General features: G+C 52.2%; 12 protein-coding genes. 6 read left to right on the plus strand and 6 right to left on the minus strand.

Annotated features, from left to right (window positions below):
* Positions 1–17 precede the first annotated feature (17 nt).
* Complete coding sequence (locus RIC05_RS02725) at positions 18–1616, plus strand: sigma-54-dependent transcriptional regulator (protein ID WP_350046268.1); 1599 nt, start codon at positions 18–20, stop codon at positions 1614–1616.
* A gap of 19 nt (positions 1617–1635) precedes the next feature.
* Here the strand turns inward: RIC05_RS02725 and cobD are convergent, their stop codons facing one another.
* Entirely contained in the window at positions 1636–2730 is a 1095-nt protein-coding gene (gene cobD, locus RIC05_RS02730; RefSeq protein ID WP_350046267.1) for a threonine-phosphate decarboxylase CobD, read from the minus strand.
* Between the two features lie 138 nt (positions 2731–2868).
* Between cobD and RIC05_RS02735 the strand changes: the two genes are divergently transcribed.
* Positions 2869–3759, plus strand: a complete 891-nt coding sequence (locus RIC05_RS02735; protein ID WP_350046266.1) for a phytanoyl-CoA dioxygenase family protein — start codon at positions 2869–2871, stop codon at positions 3757–3759.
* A 32-nt stretch (positions 3760–3791) separates the two neighbouring features.
* Positions 3792–6329 carry an ATP-binding protein gene (locus RIC05_RS02740; RefSeq protein ID WP_350046265.1) on the plus strand — a complete coding sequence of 846 codons (2538 nt, stop codon included), beginning with the start codon at positions 3792–3794 and terminating at the stop codon, positions 6327–6329.
* A gap of 107 nt (positions 6330–6436) precedes the next feature.
* On the opposite strand, the gene RIC05_RS02745 is transcribed toward RIC05_RS02740, so the two are convergent.
* The gene (locus RIC05_RS02745) at positions 6437–7588 is read right to left on the minus strand and encodes a M24 family metallopeptidase (protein WP_350046264.1); all 1152 of its coding nucleotides are present in this window, start codon (positions 7586–7588) and stop codon (positions 6437–6439) included.
* Positions 7589–7878: 290 nt separating this feature from the next.
* Between RIC05_RS02745 and RIC05_RS02750 the strand changes: the two genes are divergently transcribed.
* The 3 genes from RIC05_RS02750 to RIC05_RS02760 all read left to right on the plus strand — a co-directional run bounded on the left by RIC05_RS02750 (position 7879) and on the right by RIC05_RS02760 (position 10977).
* A complete protein-coding gene (locus tag RIC05_RS02750) occupies positions 7879–8079 on the plus strand; it encodes a hypothetical protein (RefSeq protein WP_350044035.1) in 201 nt (66 codons plus the stop codon).
* 283 nt (positions 8080–8362) lie between these two features.
* Positions 8363–9457 (plus strand): ABC transporter substrate-binding protein, encoded by a 1095-nt coding sequence (locus RIC05_RS02755; protein ID WP_350046263.1) that lies wholly within the window; start codon positions 8363–8365, stop codon positions 9455–9457.
* A gap of 53 nt (positions 9458–9510) precedes the next feature.
* Positions 9511–10977 carry a GGDEF domain-containing protein gene (locus RIC05_RS02760; RefSeq protein WP_350046262.1) on the plus strand — a complete coding sequence of 489 codons (1467 nt, stop codon included), beginning with the start codon at positions 9511–9513 and terminating at the stop codon, positions 10975–10977.
* Positions 10978–10983: 6 nt separating this feature from the next.
* On the opposite strand, the gene rodA is transcribed toward RIC05_RS02760, so the two are convergent.
* The 4 genes from rodA to mreC form a co-directional block, all read right to left on the minus strand.
* On the minus strand, positions 10984–12147 hold the full coding sequence (gene rodA / locus RIC05_RS02765; RefSeq protein ID WP_350046261.1) for a rod shape-determining protein RodA: 1164 nt from the start codon (positions 12145–12147) through the stop codon (positions 10984–10986).
* A gap of 3 nt (positions 12148–12150) precedes the next feature.
* The gene (mrdA, locus tag RIC05_RS02770) at positions 12151–14037 is read right to left on the minus strand and encodes a penicillin-binding protein 2 (protein WP_350046260.1); all 1887 of its coding nucleotides are present in this window, start codon (positions 14035–14037) and stop codon (positions 12151–12153) included.
* 197 nt (positions 14038–14234) lie between these two features.
* Positions 14235–14750 carry a rod shape-determining protein MreD gene (gene mreD, locus RIC05_RS02775; protein ID WP_350046259.1) on the minus strand — a complete coding sequence of 172 codons (516 nt, stop codon included), beginning with the start codon at positions 14748–14750 and terminating at the stop codon, positions 14235–14237.
* The gene (gene mreC / locus RIC05_RS02780) at positions 14747–15742 is read right to left on the minus strand and encodes a rod shape-determining protein MreC (RefSeq protein ID WP_350046258.1); all 996 of its coding nucleotides are present in this window, start codon (positions 15740–15742) and stop codon (positions 14747–14749) included. The genes mreD and mreC overlap by 4 nt, the downstream gene beginning before the upstream one ends.
* Positions 15743–15763: the final 21 nt, after the last annotated feature.

Here is a 15763-nt window from a genome sequence, read left to right on the forward strand (position 1 = left end):
GGGACACGAATACAAAAATGCCAGAGCAGGCACGCATCGTAATTGTAGAAGATACGCTTTCGCTTGCGAGAGTTTATCAGGACTACCTACGCGCAGATGGCCATTTGGTTGATCATGTGGTTAACGGTACAGATGCGATTAATTGCTTGCGGCAAGACCCGCCAGATGTGCTTGTTCTTGATTTAATCTTGCCCGATATGGATGGCCGCGAAGTTCTTCGAACGGCGGCGCAAATATGCCCGAAATGCAAAGTTGTCGTGATTACGGCCCATGGTTCGGTCAATGTTGCCGTTGAAGCGATGCGTGAAGGGGCGTGGGATTTCCTCTTAAAGCCATTCACAGCCGACAAGCTGCGTGAAACCGTATCGAAAGCCTTGGCCGGTGCCGCGACGGTTCCCGATGTCCCTGATATCGAACTGGACGGTGCTGATGCGGACGAGATGTATTTCGATATCATCGGCGGATCGGACACGATGCGTGACATTTATCGCATCATTGAAAATGCTGCCCCTAGCCGGGCGACGGTTTTCATTACCGGGGAATCAGGAACAGGTAAGGAACTGGCGGCTGAAGCCATCCATCGACGTTCGGAACGAACGAAGGACCCGTTCATCCCGTTAAACTGTGGTGCGATTCCCAAAGATCTGATGGAAAGCGAGATTTTCGGGCATGTCAAAGGTGCGTTTACCGGGGCTGTGGCCGACAGGGAAGGGGCAGCACACCGTGCCGAAGGCGGCACCCTGTTCCTTGATGAAATCTGCGAGATGGATTTGGAACTGCAAACCAAACTTTTGCGGTTCATCCAGACCGGAACCTTTCAGAAGGTTGGCGGCAGTTCGATTGAATCAGTCGATGTGCGGTTTGTCTGTGCGACCAACCGTGATCCGCTCGAAGAAGTTAGAACCGGTCGGTTCCGCGAAGATCTTTATTACCGTCTGCATGTGATTCCGCTGCATATGCCGCCCTTGCGCGAGCGTGATAAAGACATATTGCAGATCGCCAATTTCTATCTGGAACGCTATACCCGCGAAGAACACCGTGATTTCGAACGGTTTAGCCCCGAAGTTTCGGCCCTGTTTGCCCGCTATGCTTGGCCTGGAAATATTCGCCAGTTACAAAACATCATTCGTAATATCGTTGTTCTGAACAACGGTACGGAAGTCACACTTTCGATGGTTCCCCGCCCGGTCAATAGTGGCACAGACGATGATAAATTCGGATCAGCGACGATCGAAGCCCCACCACCCCATCCTGTGGTCTCAGGAGATATCAGCGGTACGGGACGGTTATGGGAAGGCGACCCGGAAGCCTTGGCCTTTCTTGCCGGAGCGCGGCAAATGCGCAAGGTTGTTGAAAATCAACAGTCTGGAAAAGCCAATCAGCTTGTCGGTGTCGGGGCGGCATCAAATGACGGTGCTGCGACATCCCCCCAAATGCTGGGCACAGGCGGGTTGGGGTATTCTGAAATACGCCCACTTTGGCAGGTCGAAAAACAAGCCATTGAAGAAGCAATAGAGCGATGCGGTGGGTCAATACCGCGTGCTGCGGATGCACTGGGGGTCAGTCCATCGACAATCTATCGCAAGAAACAGTCCTGGGAAGACGACGGCGTTTGAGGGCATAACCCAATCACGCTTAATTTGATTGAATATCTGCCCAATCTGTCAGGGCGACTTCAAGATTTTGCCAGTCTTGCTGTGTGCCGGGAAAGCCAAAACGAACTTTCTCCCGGTCATGATCAAACAATCGAACCAGAATACCGCACTGGGCAAGATATTCCGCCAGTTTCTGGCAATCAGTCCCATGGTAATAGCGAAACAGATCCGTTCCGCCAAACAGCGCGAGGGCTGTTTTATCGGCAATCAAGTTATCAAGACGCAGGCTATCCGTTGTAAGACGAATACGGGTTTCTTCCTGCCAAATGCGATCAGAAAAGGCCTGTGTCCCAATCGCGATCGTTGGGCCGGGAATAGCCCAAGGACCAACACGTTCGGCAAGATCACGCGCGAGATCAATGGCCATAACCGCACATCCAAGACGTGCACCCGCCAACCCAAAGAACTTACCAAACGAACGTAATACAATCGTTCTGGGCAGGTCTTCTATCATCGGGCAAACCGATAAATCGGGTTGGCAATCCATAAATGCCTCGTCGAGGATCAACCAACAATCGCGTTGTTGGGCAAGTCGGGACAGATCCGCAATGTCAGTCGGTGGAAACATCGCGCCGTCAGGGTTGTTGGGATTGACCAGAATGACGACGTTGCCACTTTTTGCCGATGTCAGAATTTCAGTCGCACGGGCAAGACGTTTATCGGGCGTGGTTTCATCAATGGCGCAATCATGTCCTGCACGTTGCCAGCATCGGGCATGTTCACCGTAGGTTGGCCCCATGATGTGGACCTTGCTGATTGCAGTCTGATCTTTGAGCCAGAATGGAATGGTTTGAATAAGAGACTGGGTGCCCGGTGTGCAGACAACATAATCTGGGCCCGGCAGCGCGTAATAGTGAGCAGCAGCGCGTTTTAATCCATCGAGTTCTGATGCCAGAGGCAATCGTTGCCAATGGGCAAAGTCGATTTTGGGTACGGGATAGCCTTGCGGATTAATCCCGGTCGACAGATCAAGCCATTCGGCGGGCGGAATTCCGTATTTTTCTGCCGCGGCATCAATTGCGCCGCCGTGATTGATTGTAGCCACTTTGAGTGGCGTAACGGTGTTGTCTGCCATGATTGCTGCCAAGCTCAGTATGTGTCGTGCATTGTGTCATACATCGTGCCGCGCAGTGTAGCGAGATATCGAAGGGGACTTGCCATCAAAGTGTACACTGCGTATCGTCCGGCCACTTTCAATACCGGACATTCACCGATGATCACACCGAAAAACGCCACCCGGCCCGAGATATGGCAACAGCTTAATCCCCAATTGACGATTTCCACCGGGATTGATCCGGTTGTGGCTGTTGACGAAATCGGCGCAGGCGATGGCGGTTTTGTGGGTGGCGAATTGTCAGACCGGTTTTGGGAGGAGGGGTATTTTCTGATCGAAGATATTTTGCCAAGAGATGAGTTGGCAAAGCTGCGCCAGGGAATTGAGACCCTTGTTTCCAATGGAATGTCGCCTGCCCTGATCTATTTATATGACGAGGCATGGCAAGTTTTTCGGCGTTTGAAGCCGTTGCTGAGCCATTTCCTTGGTGAGCGTGTTGCGCTTCTTCCGCATTTCTGGGCATGGCATGTCGATCCCGGTCAGGACGGCCGTGGCTGGCCACCACATCGGGATTATCAGGGTGAAAGTGTTGTTGGTGACGACATGCTGATCAGTCTGTCTCTCTGGGTCCCGCTGAGCAAGGCGAGCCCAGATAACGGGTGCATGTACGTGTTGCCGCGTTCTTTCGAAAAGTGTTATGATTTAGCGGTTACTAAACCAGAAGATGTTTTTTTGCAGGATGTAAGGGCGCTACCAGCCGGGCCGGGGACGGTGATGGGGTGGCGACAGGATTTATACCATTGGGGCGGGCGTGCAAGTAAACATGCGTCGGAACCACGGATAAGTTTGTCACTTGAATTCCAGAACGCAGTTTTTGATCCGCTGGCGGATCAACTTCTGGATTTGGAAAAAGCACCGGAATTTATGGATCGATTGGGCTTGATCGCGAGCCAGTTCGAGAAATACCAGCATATGCAGTCCATCGATGCCGATACTGTAAACTGGGCGAAGGCAGTTCTGGAGAATTATTCAGTCAGTCGGGGCGGTTAAAACCCCGGCGGGTGTCGGGGGAAGGCGGATATATGGTCCGATTATTGGCCTATGCAGGGTTTACTCTGATCACTTTCCTGACAATTACGCCTGTTTTCATTTTCTATTCTTCTTTGCCCGACGAAATTGTTGGCAAAATCACCTTCTCAGTCATTGCCTCGGTCGAAATCATCGCGCTGTTAACCATCGCCATTGGCTGGATGGTCTATGAGCTGACGCGCCGTGCCCAATATGTTTGCCTCGTGATCATGATGGGGCTTTTGCTGTTGGGCGATCTTGTCGGGTTGCCACGGTTATTTGGCGCCAATGATATTCTGGGCAGCGAACAGGCCCTTGGGACTTTTACCGGTCTTTTGGTTCTGGTGACCCGGTTTCTCGCGGCCATGGCATTTGCCTTAAGTTGGCATTACGCCAACAAGGATGATCAGATATTCGTTCAGGAACAGGTGATTATTGCGGCATTTGTGATTTTTGTTGTCGCCTCTTTATCGATGGTGGCACCGATCACGTTCTTGCCGAATGTTGAATTTGGACTGAGCCACGCCTTTCAGGACATTTCCACCTTGATCCTGACACCGACCCTGCTGATGGCCTTTATCGGGGCGGCAGGATATTTGGTGCGTTGTTTTGTCCGGCGTTCGGCGATGGAAGCTTTATTGTGCATTTGTATGATGATTGGTGCGTTTAATCATCTGGCTTTGTTTTATCTTGCACCAAATGGCGCGGAACTGGCCGCACGATTCATCATTCCGTCAAGAATGCTGACTTACAGCATGACCCTTTGTTACATGCTGCTGTCGCTGCGCAGCCATTTTCTGCGGTCCTATCAGGCAAGTTCGGCAAAAAGCGAATTTCTGGCAACCATGAGCCACGAAATCAGAACGCCTTTGAACGGTGTTTTGGGGCTTGCGCAGTTGTTGCGCGAAAGTGAGCTTACAAAAATGCAGCTGGAACGGGTCAATGGCATCTTGTCGTCGGGCCGGACCCTGATGGCTTTGCTGAACGATATTCTTGATATGAGCAAAATCGAAGCTGGCCGGGTTGAGCTTGAGAACCGTCAGTTTTACCCATCAGACATCATGTATGATCTGAAACAGTTTGTTGGCGCTGTCGCCAAAGAAAAGAACCTTGATGTCGTCGTTGATGACGGGGTTTTTAATGATCTTATGTTGACGGGGGATGAGGTTCGTCTGCGTCAGATCTTATGGAACCTGATGTCAAATGCGGTGAAGTTCACCAAAAAGGGATCCGTCAGGCTTGAAGTTGCGAAGGTCGAAGAAAGGCTATCGTCACTTGAAGATGTGCGCGCCTTGCGCGACGGCGAAATGCTGTTTCATTTTGCTGTTATTGATACGGGGATCGGTATTTCCGACGAACGGCAAAAGCTTATTTTTGCGCCTTTCACGCAGGCGGATAATTCGACAATGCGTGAATATGGCGGTACCGGGTTGGGGCTTTCGATTGCGTTTAGTTTGACGGAACTGATGGGCGGCAAGATGATGGTCAGCAGTGTCGAACATCAAGGGACACGATTTGATGTCTGGCTGCCATTCAAGTTTGAACACACCGAAAGACATCTTGTAAGCACTGCTGAAGAACCCTTGGATAGTGGGGACACTGTTCTTGCCGGCGCAAGGGTCCTTGTCGTGGAAGATAACGAGATCAATGCCAACGTTGTCGGCGGGATGCTTAAGCGCCATGGCATCGACGTCACATTGGTCGCCAATGGGCGTGAAGGCGTTCACGCCTTCCGCGATGGGGCCTTTGATCTTATTTTGATGGATGCCCATATGCCTGTTCTTGATGGCGAAGGGGCAACCCGCCACATTCGTGAAATTGAACGATTTAATGGTGGTTTACGTATTCCGATTGTGTGTCTGACGGCGGAGGCTTCTTCGGCACGCCATCGCGATTTTTTGGCAGCCGGCATGGACGAGGTTTTGACCAAGCCGGTCGAAGAACGAAAGCTTTATAGTACGCTGTTGCGGTTCTTACGCGATCGGGTGCGTGGCACACACCAAAATGACGAAGATGAAAGTGCGGCACAGCCAACCATAAGTGCCAAGCCATTGGAAGCGCCTACACAGCACTTCAATGTTGTTGCTGATCGGGATCATGATCACAGTGATCAGGTGCAGGGCGATGATATAGCTGTGCTGAATAAAGCTGTTTTGGTTGAGGAAGTTGCAGAGACCCACGATATTGAAAACGCATCTGCGACGAAAGAGATGAAGATGGATTTGATTGATCAAGGTCGGTTTGACGAGGTGTGTGCTGCCCTTGGTAAGGAACAGCTTGCGATGCTGGTTGGCTTGCTTCCTGCTTCCTATCAGGAGGAACGCGAGAGGTTGATTGAAGCTGCAAACAATGGTGACAGCGACGTGCTGCGTCGGGCTGCCCACACCATTAAAGGGATGGCCGCAAATATGGCGGGGCAGAAACTTGCAGCAGAAGCACGCAAGCTTGAAACATATGACGGCAGTTTTGGTAAGGAATTGCTCGAACGGATAACGGCACTTGATAAATTGGCCGAGGACACTGTGGCCGCGATGCAAGCAGCGTTGCGTTAGGGCGCGGTCTGCTGGGGCGCCTTGGTCATCAGGTCGCGCGTAATATACCAAGAACGGGCTGACCAGCGATGGCAGCCCGTTCTTGGTTCTTATTACCTGAATGGGTTTTAACGTGTGATCAGATCAAGGCTGTGGCGTGAAACGCATTCATTGCCATTTGCGGTGACGATCACCGAATGACCGGGACACATGGCAACGCCATTTTCGCTATCCATCAGGATCATGTGCAGGAAGAACACCATGCCCGGTTCGGCAATAACCGGGTTGTCATGGTAAAACATCGGCCAATCCATCCAGTTCGGGGCAAAAGTCGTCCCCATAGAATAGCCACACGCATTCAAACGATGGGCGAACATGCCACCTTTGTCGCAAGTTTGGGCATAGGCATCAAAGACCTTGCCGATGGGTTCTCCCGGACGAAGCGCCTCGCGGCAGGCGGCCATGGCGTCCGTTGCCACCTTATGCATTTCGGCATGGCGGGGCAGGGTGTTCCCAACCGGGATCGTGCGCATCATAGCAGCATGGTAGTGACGATAGGCACCTGCCCATTCAAGCGTAATCTGATCGTTCTGGGCGATGTTTTTGCGGCCGGAGAAATAGCGACATAAAAGCGCATCGCGCCCGGCACCAATGATGAATTCATTACCGGGGTAATCACCGCCACCGGCAAAGATCGCACCTTGCATGGCGGCAAGAATATCACCTTCAAACGCACCGGCATGGACGGTTTTAAGGGCCGCATCCCACGCATCATCTGCCAGTTCGGCAGCCTTGCGGATATAGTCAAGTTCAGCCGGGCTTTTGACCACACGCAGTTCGGAAACCAGACCGGAAGCATCTTCCAGCGTGCAAAATCCATCCAGCGCGGTTTCAAGTTTTTTGCCATTGGCCGCGGTCAGGCCATAGGCATCATATTCAACGCCAAGCTTTTTGCCTGAACAGCCAAATTCAGCCAGCATATCGCGCAGTTGAAATGCCGGGTTCACATTCGGGCCATCGACCCAGATGCGGATATCTTCAATGTCAGAAGTATGCTGTGCCTGGCGCAAATCGGGGGCGCGGGTGATCAATGACACACGGCCATCGGTGCTTAGATACAGGCATTGGAAAAACACATAGCCAAAAGTGTCATATCCGGTCAGGTAAAACATGCTTTCCTGACGAAACATCAAAAGGCCATCTAACCCGGCCTGTTCAAGTTTCTTGATGGTACGCGCGCGGCGGGTTGCCAATTCTTCGCGGTCAAAATGTAGTGCCATCCGAGGCCCCCTGATGTTGTCTTTTGAGCGATGCTATCAGAGATATTTTGAACCAAATAGAGAAAACACTAATTCAACGATAAATTGCCGTTAAAATGTAATTGTATCGGGTGGGCAAGGACTTATTTTTTGTTGCTGCCCAGTCGCTTACACGAAATCAGGACGAAAAAATCAGGACGGGGAATAGAAATTCCAGGAAACGGCCCTAAATGAAATGTTACGGCACTTTTACATTCAGGGGAGAAATTTGTGCCGCAATCGCTTGTGACCGTCCCATACAGGAGGCAAGAGTGGCGAGCTTTAAAAGACTCTCTGGCGAGATCGAACGGGAAGAACCCGCGTTTCGCATGCATCGGAAACCCGTTTTCGACAAATGGCGTCGGGATGATCTTTATCATCTGGCCCAGCAGCACGGTATTGAAGACCGTGCGAATATGACCAATGAAGAACTGGCGCGTGCCCTTAGTCGTGCTCAGTCAGGTTCGCCGTAAAATACGCAACCTGTGAAACCCTTACAGGAATAATCCAGATCACCCTGCTGATGTATCCGTCAACGGTCATTGGACAATTGTGAAATTGTCCAGATTGCGGGCCTTTTTGCGTGGCTGGACGCTAAAGCATGTTGCAATGATGATCGCACAATTTGACCTTTCAGGTTCAATTGTTTATCCCGGCTGATTATAAGGTTTTTGTAAAATACCTTTGTCGTCGAACTGTCTGTCTTTTGGGGAATGCGAGTTGCGAAGCTACGGGGCGTGGTTGCTGGGGTTGTGTGTGTGGTTCTTGGTGCTGTCACCGGTTCATGCACAGTCCGTCATCGCTGAAAATGCACAGGAGCCAGTCAGGGTTGCCTTTATCAATCCGGGTTATGGTGATCGGGGATTCTGGAAAGACGTGCGCGATACGATGCAGGCGGCCGCGGATCAGTTTGGTTATGAGCTTATTGTATTTGACAGTGACCGCGACTGGAAGATGATGACTGAAAGTGCGACACAGGCATTCGCACTTCAGCCTTTGCCTGATTACATCATTGCCGTGAATGAACACCAGCAAGGCACGCGTATCATTCTGGAAGCCAATACGCGTGGCATTCCCGTGATCATGTTGCTCAATGATTTGACCGAGGCACAAAAGAACGCCTATGGGCGTCCCGTCAAAGACATTGAAAACTGGATATTGACCCTGACACCGGACAATGAGCGTGCCGGTTTTGAAATTGCAAAGTCGTTGATTGATGCTGCCAAACAGGCCAGCAACGGCCAGTCGCCCGATGAGGTGTGTTTGTTGTCGATTGCTGGTGATCGCAAAACGCCGGCATCCTTACAGCGGCTTGACGGCTTGGATCGTGCGTTAAGTCAGTTCCCCAATCTCAAAGAACAGCGTCGGATTGTTGCAAACTGGTCTTTTGACGAGGCATATCGTCAAACATCCGCCTGGATCAGCCGTGGGGGATGTGTTGATGCGGTGTGGGCGGCGAATGACGACATTGCGCTTGGCGCGATTTCGGCTCTTGAAGACGCAGGACGTGTTCCGGGAAAAGACGTATTTGTTGGCGGTTTGAACTGGTCTTCTGAAGGATTGCAAAACGTCGCTGCCGGAAAAATGAGCCTAACCCATGGCGGACATTTCTTTGCCGGGGCCTGGGTCATGGTCTTGTTGCATGACTATATCAATGGGGTCCAAACGATCAAAGATCATCCAGAGATATCTTTCAAGATGGAGGCGATTACGCGCAAAAACATCGCTGACTTTGAAGAAGTCCTGACGATGCGAGACTGGCGAAAGATCGATTTTACCCGGTTTAGCCTTGCCAATTCGCCGTCGGGAGCCGAGTATAACTTTGGACTGCATCCCACGAGCGGCAGATAGTCTTCATTGCGAAGTTTGTCGGTATTTAGATGACGAAGATGAGGTGAGAAACGGTGGCGAAGCAGTCGGATCAAAAGCATGATGATGTGCTCGCCGGCTTGAAGCTGGGAAGTACCATTGCCGCACGTCAGCTCAAATATTCATTGTTTCTTGCCGCTATCCTTGGGTTTATTATCGTTGGTGTTCGGGGGCTTCAGGACTACGAATGGCTTGAAGATGTATATCATCAGGGAACCCAACGTTCGACATCCTCCAGCGTTGCTGTTGCGACCCAGATCCTTACAAACCGCGACCTCGAATTGGCCGAAGTAATGGCGCGTGGTATGATGAACAATCGTTCTATTGCCCGTGTTGCCCTATTGAATGCAGAAGATGGCATCTTTTTCGAAATAAAACGCCCTGCAGGTGAAATACCGACATCGCGATGGGCCGAAAAAATGTTTGGTGGGCTGCAAACCATCGTTGTTCCGGTCCGCGACCCGAATAAGAAACCCGCAACAACCATCGGCGAAATGGTCGTAGACCTGAACCCGCAAGTCTTTGTTTCCGCATATATGAGCCGATTGTCATGGTCATTCATGACCACAATGGTTTTGGCTGTGCTGATGGCCGCTGTCTTTGCAGGGATGAGCTATTTTGTCTTTTCGCGGCCATTGGTGCGCCTTGGTGCTTATCTGGTAAAGTCAGACCCGACAGATGACAAAAGGCCGTTGGAAATGCCACCCCATCATCGTTATGACGATGAAGTGCAGTTGTTGGGGTCTGTGACGGTTGGCTTGTTCGGGATGATCCGTGGACAAGTGGGACAATTGCGCAAAGCACGCGATGAACTGCAAAATGCGAACATTAATCTGGAAGCGCGTGTCGAACAGCGCACCAAAGAATTGAACGAAGCGATGCAAAAGCTTGAAGTTCTGGCATCGACAGACCCGCTTACGGAACTGCCAAACCGGCGGGCATATCTTGGCCGTCAGGAAGAAGCGATTTCGATCTGGTGTCGCCGGGATACACCCGTTTCAATCATTCTTCTCGATATTGACCGGTTCAAGTCCTTTAACGATACATATGGCCATCAAGCAGGCGACGCTGTGCTTGTTGAACTGGGCAAAACGATGAAAGGAACCTTGCGCACGATTGATGTGCCAGCAAGGTTAGGCGGAGAAGAATTTGCTGTTTTGCTGCCCGGTGAAGAACTTGAAGGGGCAATGAAGCTTGCGGAACGCCTGCGTGTTGCCTTTGAAGAAACCCGCGTTGAGTTTGGCGGCAACACTCTTTCATTCACCTCAAGCTTTGGTGTGTCCGGCTTGCCATCAAAATCCGGAATGACGGGTTTTAGCGATGACGTGATCCGTCAGTTCGATGCCCTGAAAAACCGGGAGATTTCGGAAATCTCGGCCACGCTTTATTCGATGGCGGACAGTGCGCTATACCTTGCCAAGGAAAGCGGGCGTAATCGCTGTGAAGTTGCCGACTTCCAAGAACTGATGGAACATGCAAATGCTGCTGCGTCTGAGGCGTAGCTGCTATCAGTTCCGACCGTCGTCATTACCCTGACGGGAAATTCGGATATCGCGGTGGATTGAGACGCTCATCAATAGGCCGAAGCTGACCAGAATGGTCATCATGACCGTTCCGCCATATGACACCAGTGGCAATGGCACGCCAACCACCGGGATCAGACCCATCACCATTGCAATATTGATAAACACATACAGGAAGAAGGTCGAGGTCACGCCAATCGCGACCAGACGGCCGAACTGATTGCGGCATCTCAGCGCGATAATATAGCCATAGGCGATCACCAACGCATAAAGCGACAGCAGGGCCAGGCCACCAACCAGACCGAACTCCTCGCCAAGCATGGTAAAGATAAAGTCGGTTTGCTTTTCAGGCAGGAAGTTCAGATGGCTTTGCGAACCAAGCATGAAGCCTTTACCAAACAGTCCCCCGGACCCCAATGCGATTTTCGACTGGGTGATATGATAGCCAGCACCAAGCGGGTCGTTTTCCGGGTTAAGGAATGTCAGAACACGGTTCTTTTGATAATCGCGCAGGAACTGCCAGCCAATCGGAATGGCTGCCATGGCACTGCCAAGGATAAGGGCGAATTTCCATACCCGTACCCCGGAAAGCCAGAAAATCACGCCACCACCGGCTATCAGCAACAAGGCAGTACCAAGATCAGGTTGGCGCAGAACGAGTGCAGCAGGTGCCAGCACCATCAAAAGCGGCGGGATCAAAAGCGGGATGCGCCCGGTATCTTCCACCGTCAATCCGTGGAAATAGCGCGCCAGTGCCAATACCAGCGAGATTTTCATCAGTTCAGATGGCTGAAGCTGGAAGAAACCAAGGTTGATCCAGCGTTGTGCGCCCATGCCGATATCGCCTTTGATCTCAACCCCGACAAGCAAGACCAGTGCGACGAAATAGGAAAAATAGGCAAGCTTTAGCCAGACCCGTATATCGGTCACGGCAATGATAATCATCAAGGCGGCCCCAACACCAAACCGCATCATTTGGCGTTCTGCCCATGGTTCAAACGATCCATTGGCAGCCGAATAAAGCATCGCAAAGCCGATACCCGACAGGGCAGCGATCAACAGGACCAAAGTCCAGTTTAACAACAATAAACGGCGGCCAATCGGAACGTAATCCGGATCTTCGCCAATGCGGTATTTGCTCATCGCCATTGATCAGCCCTCGTCTTCATTGTTTTGGGCTGCTTCCGAACGTCGTTGCGCGCTGTTGGGCTGGTTGGCTGCGGAAATACCCTGACGGGCAGATTGCAGTTCCTGGGCCTTTAGCAGCAGGTCACGGACAATCGGGCCGGCAACGCTTGACCCGCCACCACCATGATCAACCACGACCGAGCAGGCATAGCGCGGGTTCTCAACCGGGGCAAAAGCAACAAACAATGCATGATCGCGGTATTTCCACGGCAAATCGTCATTGTCGAGAACCCCGGTCGTTTGGCGTTCACGCATGGTAATGCGGCGCACCTGACTGGTGCCACTCTTGCCCGCCATTTCCATGCCTTTGGCCGAAATACGTGATCCATGGCCGGTGCCACGCAATTCGTTGGTCACACCATTCATGGCATCGCGAATGCGTGCAAGGCTTGCCCGGCTGACTTGAAGTTCGGGGAATTCTTCAGCCTCACGCGTGGTGACACCTTCGGGGGTGACATGATCACGTGTCAAATGCGGGCGCACAGCTTTGCCCGATGCAAGACGTGCTGTCATGGTGCAAAGCTGAAGCGGGGTTGTCAAAACATAGCCCTGACCAATCGATGCGATCAGGGTTTCGCCACCTTGCCAACGTTTGCCAAGCTGGATTTCCTTCCAGTCCTTGGTCGGGATCAGGCCGCTGCGTTCATTGGGAAGGTCAATTCCGGTATCTGCACCAAGACCAAGCTTGTTGGCCATGGCAGCAATCCGATCGATGCCAATTTTTTGCGATATTTCATAGTAATAGACATCGCAGGAATGTTTGAGTGAGTCATGCATGTTCATCCAGCCATGCCCCCCGCGTTTCCAGCAATGGAAGCGCGATGTGCCCAGATCAAGATAGCCATTGCAGAAAAACCGTTGCCCCGGGGTAATGATCCCGGCCTCAAGCCCGGCAAGGGCGACACACATTTTAAAGGTCGAGCCGGGGGCATAGGTTCCGTTTACCGCCTTGTTTGATAAAGGCGCATAAGGATTGTTGACCAGACTGTTCCACAATTTGTGTGAAATGCCGGTGGTAAAGGCATTCGGGTCATAAGCAGGGTGTGATGCCAGCGCCAACACTTCACCGGTATGGATATCCATGACCACGGCTGATGCGCTTTCCTGATCGGAAAGGCGTTGGTTGGCATACCGTTGCAATTCAAGGTCAAGCGTCATGACGACAGTATTGCCGCTTTCGCCTTCTTCACGTTCAAGTTCGCGAATAACCCGGCCTAGGGCGTTTACTTCGACCTGACTTGTCCCCGCCGATCCGCGCAGCGCAAGGTCATAGACTTTTTCAACACCGCTTTTGCCAATGGTAAATCCCGGCAGCTCAAGTAGCGGGTCGCCCGTCAGTTCCTTTTCCGAGACAGCCGCAACATATCCCAGCGTATGGGCAAGATGCGGGCCTTCGGGATAGTCACGCGACCGTCCTGCATCAATGATCAGACCGGGAAGGTCAGGGGCGTTTACGCCAACACGGGCAACTTCATCCCATGTCAGATTGTCGCGCACAGTGACAGGAACGAAGGATCGTCTGCGTTCAACATCGCGCTCGACACGCTCGATTGTATCGGGGCCAAGTTCAATGATCTGATCAAGAATTTCGAGTGTGCGACGGACATCGGGTGTCTGTTCGCGCACAATCATGATGTGATAGTTCTGCCGGTTTACCGCCAAAGGTGCGCCAAAACGATCTGTTACCAATCCGCGCGGTGGTGGCAGCAACCGGTGAGAAATCCGGTTTTCATCGGCAAGAGTGCGATAGCGGTCGCTTTCAAGCACCTGCAGATAATACATCCGTGCGGCCAAACCGGTCAGTAAAACACCCTGACCTGCGCCCAGTATCAGGGCGCGTCGGGTGAACATTCTGAACCTGTCTGAATCACGATGCCACATGGGCGGAGAATACCTGTCTTGTCTCTTTAACCGATGCGGTTAAATTTCGCTGATTTCGGCCCGTTTTATCTTTCTTGATTGGACTTGGAAACCATCTTGTTCAAGCATAGCCGATAGCTGTTGCCAAAACATCAATTTTGCAATGATTTTCGGGGTGGTGAGCCGACTTATACATAGCGCAGAAGGCTGTTTTGCGCGCGTGCCAAGGCCCAGGCGACAATGGGAAATAAAACGGCGGTCAGTATATAGCTGACCAAGGTTGCCTTGATCGGCAAAAACGCCCCAATCAGGGCTGAACTCAGCAACCATTGAACCAACAGGGCCGGTATCGCGACCAAGGCAAATCCCCACCACATGACGACGAACGGCTTGTTATGGAAAAAACGCCCCTGACTGGCCGATCCGGTTTGAACCAGCAACAAGACCAGCGAACTCACACCAAGCGGCAACCCCATCAAAAGATCCTGCAACAGGCCAAGGAAGAAGGCGGTAACCGCTGTCAAAAGGTCCGGACGGTTCACAGACCAGTAAAACACCGCCATCAGCGAAAGGGCCGGTGAGGCGGTCGATAGAAGCGGGATACTGACCGGCAGCAAATTGATCAGAAGAAGGATAAAGACGCTGAATGCCGGAAGTAAACCACGTGCGATAACGTCCATTCGATGCCAGACGCCGGGTTTCACGGAAGTTCCCCTACCGGCATTTGCGGTTTCGCGTGCGTATCCACATCTGCTGGCGCGGATGGGACAACACCAACGCCGGTTGGAATATCTGGCGCAAGTTGGGTGTCGTTTGTATTGACCGGTGCCTGACTTTCGCGGATGCGCTGATCGCTTAGAATACCTTGCAGGCCGTAATCGGCAACACGCAGATATTCAAGCTGATGACGGCGGAACAATGGTGCGACGCGCACCGAATTTTCCGAAACCGATGACACCACGCCAATGGGAATGCCCGGCGGGAATGCGCCGCCATGGCCGGATGTCAAAATGCGGTCACCCGGCGCGACGGCGGCATCGGCGGTCAGGAATGTCAAAAGCGGGCGGTTGGTATTGTCACCGGACAGAAACGCACGATCACGGGAATTTTCAACAATGACCGGCACGCGTGAATTGATGTCCGTGATCAACAGAACCCGGGATGCCTGATAACCGGCTTCGGCAACGCGTCCAACAAGGCCCTCATCGGAAATTACTGCTTGTCCTTTGGACACGCCATCACGCGAACCAGCGGAAATCATCACACTATGGGCATAGGCCCCGCCCATATCGGCAATAACACGTGACGTCACAAGATGCAGAACGGGGGGGGCGGTGTAACGGGCAAGGTCACGCAGACGGGCATTTTCATGCGACAAATTGCGGGCGGCTTGCTGCCATGCCAGCAATTGGTGGTTTTCCCGACGCAGGCGTTCATTTTCCTCATACAGATGTGCGAGGTTGTAAACTTGGTCGGTGATTTCATTGATGCTGGCAGCCGGACGGGAAACGATGTTCATAACCGGGGAAACAAGATCAGCAGATGCAGCGCGGATGCGTTCGATTAAAACTGTATCCGCTTTGCCCAGCAACATCAGTCCGAAGGCCGAGCAAATCAGCAGTATAAAAGCGAAACGGTGAACCGCCGTGCGTAACGGCGAAAATATTCGCTGCTGCGGACCGCCATGCTGTGCCAATGTGTTCCCCGCTATTTCCCA

Source organism: Thalassospira sp., assembly GCF_040218635.1.
In the GTDB taxonomy this organism is placed as follows: Bacteria; Pseudomonadota; Alphaproteobacteria; order Rhodospirillales; family Thalassospiraceae; genus Thalassospira.